Annotated in this window: 1 protein-coding gene and 1 pseudogene; both read right to left on the bottom strand. The window is 60.4% G+C overall.

Annotation, left to right across the window (positions count from 1 at the left end; all coding sequences use genetic code 11):
* A pseudogene (locus tag AYR66_RS30020) lies at nt 1–279 on the bottom strand (FecR family protein); the annotation flags it as partial.
* Entirely contained in the window at nt 248–3,451 is a 3,204-nt protein-coding gene (locus tag AYR66_RS11985; protein ID WP_088707665.1) for a hypothetical protein, read from the bottom strand. The gene AYR66_RS11985 and the pseudogene AYR66_RS30020, both read right to left, overlap by 32 nt.
* Nucleotides 3,452–3,479 lie beyond the last annotated feature (28 nt).

Raw genomic sequence — 3,479 nt, 5'->3', positions numbered from 1 at the left:
GATCTTCAGCTGGGTATTCGGCCGCAGCGTAATCTCGCTGTCATCGATGAACTTGATCCGCGCATAGGTATCCTTTTCGGCGACCAGGATGTCGCCCTGCTCCACCGACGACTTCACCGCCAGCACCTTGGCCGTGCCGTCCGCCTTCTTCGCCACCAGCGGTCCGCTCAGGTTGGCCACCGTGCCGACCACCTGCGCTGCCCATGACTGTGCTGCCAGCAGCAGCGCCGCCATGAACAGCAGCCGCTTAGTTGCAATACATTTTCCGGACTGGCTCATTTTTCTTCGCTCCGCTGTCATCCGTCGAGGATAGGGTCTTCTTGTCGATTTTCTTTCCTTCGCTGCCGGAACCGCCGCCCGACGAGCTGCCGCTATCCGGCTGCAACTGGTTTGACGACATCATGGCTGTCGTGGTCAATACAAGATTGCTGGTTTCAACGACGGTTTCCGTGATGAGGTTCACAGGAGACGAGGTCGAACCCGTGTCCGTTACGGGCAGCACCACCACGCACTCCGGCGCCGATGGGTTCAGCACACACTTGTTAGCAGTGGGCACCACCACCGAGCAGCCCGCCAGCGTCGGTGTGGCGGAACATTGCGCCAGCGTGGGCAGCACTGCGGTGCAGCCGGCGGTCGTCGGTGCCGCCGTGCAGGTGCTCATCGTCGGCAGCACCGCTGTGCAGCCGGGCAGGGTCGGGCTGTTCGTGCAGCTGCTCAGCGTCGGCAACACCGCGGTACAGCCGGGTTGTGACGGATTGGTGGTGCAGCTGCTAAGTGTGGGCAGGACCGCTGTACAACCCGGCGTTGTCGGCGAAGTAACGCACGCGCCCAGGGCAGGCAGCACCACCGAGCAGCCCGCCTGTGTCGGGTTGGTCGTGCAGCTGCTCAGCGTCGGTAGCACCGCAGTGCAACCGGCCGTCGTGGGCGATGCCGTGCAGGTGCTCAGGCTGGGCAGGACGATGCTGCAACCGGGCTGTGACGGGTTCGCCATGCAAGTGCTCAGCGAGGGAATCACTGCCGTGCAACCCGGCAGCGTCGGATTGGCAATACAGGCGTCCACCGTCGGCAACACCGCACCGCAGCCTGGCGTCGTCGGCGCCGTCGTGCAGGTGCTCAGTGTCGGCAGGACCGCCGTGCAGCCTGCCTGGGTCGGATTGGTTACGCACGTGTCCAAGGTTGGCAGCACGACGGAACAGCCCGCAGTTGTCGGCGCTGTCGTACACGTGGCCAGCGTGGGAAGCACGGAACTGCAACCGGACAAGCCTGGATTGACCGTACATTCGGCTACCGTCGGCGGAGGCGGCTCCGCTGGCGTTACCGACGGCGTGCTTGCGACAAAGTTGGCCGGGTCGCCGCCACTCAGTATCAGGCTGGTGCCAAGGACCGACGGTATCCCGGGAGAGCTAGGCGCCCCGCCATGAAAAAAACCGAGATTTCCGGATGTTGTCGCCGTCGCGCCCACACCATTAAACAGCACTTTCCCGGTCGCGTTGGTAAATGTCAGGTGGGTTGTCGCTGCCAGCAGGGAGGTGACATATGCTTTGTTTGTGCCGGAATTACTAAACGAGACATTGCCGCCTGCCGTGAGGAATACGTCCGGAGCTTCAATAAATGCATTAGCAGTCGTTGCCTGGAGGGAAAGACTACCGCTCATCGAAAGCGTTGCATCACCGCCCAAGGCACTGACTTTGGCGCTATTGATATTGATGTTGCCCGACCCCGATACGCCGGGCGTACCGGTGTTGCCGTTCCAGCCTCCGATCAGCGTGACACTGCCGAACGTGGAGATATCGCCACCGGCGGGAACCGTCAGGTTACCAGTGGCGTAATAGCCGACGTTGCCGCTGTAACTTGCGCCGGCAGGCACAGTGAAATTACCGCCTTTGATAGCCAGGATGCCGTTATCGAGCGTCAGATTGCTGCCAAGCCCGGATGCACTGGCGAACACCGAGGTACCGCCGCTGATTGTGGTTGCCGCACCGGACACGCTCAACGGGGTGTCGGGCGCGCTGACATTGTCAAAGGTGGCCTGCACCGAAGAGCTCGTCAACGCCAACTGGCCGCTACCGGTAAAGGCCACACCGGTAAACGTCGCCGGGGCCCCGTGGTATTCCGAGACGTGAATATTATTGCCGAGGGGTAGATTGATCGCCCCTTCCACGCTCTGCGCATTCTGCAGCGACAGGGTTGCGCCGTTAGCCAGCGTCAGCGTGCCGGTCGCCCCCTGGTTGAAGATCGCTTCAAAGGACTGCAGCCCCGCCGCAGTGCCGTCGATGGTCATCGCCCCGTTGTTGTTGATGATGCCGTTCTGGCTTCCGGGATTGCTGAAGAAGGACCAGTTTGCCGTGGACGAACTGTTGAACTGTCCGCCGCTGCTATTGGTAAAGGTAGAGGTGACAGATCCGTCAAACAGGCGAATCTGGGAATTGCCCGTCATGTTGACGGTGCCGTTGTTCGTCCAGGTCGCCCCGTTGTCGACTTCAATGAGGGTGTTCTCTCCAGACCCGATGATATTCAGCGTTTTTGTGGCATCAGTAGTGATAGTTCCGCCTTGAAGCTGCACCTTGTATCCACCGGGACCGACGCCTTCGATCGTCCCTTGTAAAGCGATATTGCCCGTTGCATTGAGCGTGGCGACCCCGCTACTTGATGTGGCGGGAGCGTGCTTGAGTATCCCGTTTATGTTGATGTTGGCAGCGGTCAGGTTCGTATTGCCTGCAGCAATGAGCGAACCGGCCGAAGTCAAATCAATCTGGCCTGCCTGAACAGCGAAACCCGAGCCATTTATTTGTGCATTGCCAGAAAACGAAGTCGCCTGAGTGATACCCCCGGATGTGCCGGCAACAGAAAAATTGCCGCCGACCGAAACCGGGTTGTTCACGACAATGGCACCGTTGCCGTACAAGTTCAGCGATGCCGATCCGGTATTTGTAATCGATGCATTGACCGTGACATCCGTGGTCGCCTTGAGGGTCAGGGAACTCGCGCTTCCCCATGTAACAGGGTCAGCCACCGTGATTGTCCCCGTGCCACTTCCGGAACCCGCGCTTGCATCTACAACGACACTCGTGCTGCCAAGTGCCCCAACCAATGTGGCGACGTTAACATTCGATATGGATGCTGTTCCATCAGAAAATAGGGCGCCGCTAGTCATGCTGGTGGATTGCGCTGCATTGCTGATCGTGACATCGGCAGGATCAAGCAACAGCATGCCGATCTTCCCCGCAGGCGCTTGCGTTGTCACACGCCCGTCAAAGTCGAGAGTCTGTTTGCCTGACACCTCGACAAGGCCGCCATCGCCACCCTGCTCGCCGCCGCGCGCCGAGATCGCGCCGAAATAGCGCGTCGTGTCATCCGACCACACGATGACCTTGCCGCCGTCGCCATTCTCGACCGCATCAGCCTTGACCTGCACATCCTTGCCGACGTACGCCACCTTCGCGTTCTGCACCTCCGCATTCCTGCCCTGGTAATCCCCG

The organism is Noviherbaspirillum denitrificans (assembly GCF_002211445.1).
Taxonomy (GTDB): Bacteria; Pseudomonadota; Gammaproteobacteria; order Burkholderiales; family Burkholderiaceae_D; genus Noviherbaspirillum; species Noviherbaspirillum denitrificans.
This window is presented reverse-complemented; position numbering and strand designations above follow the sequence as displayed.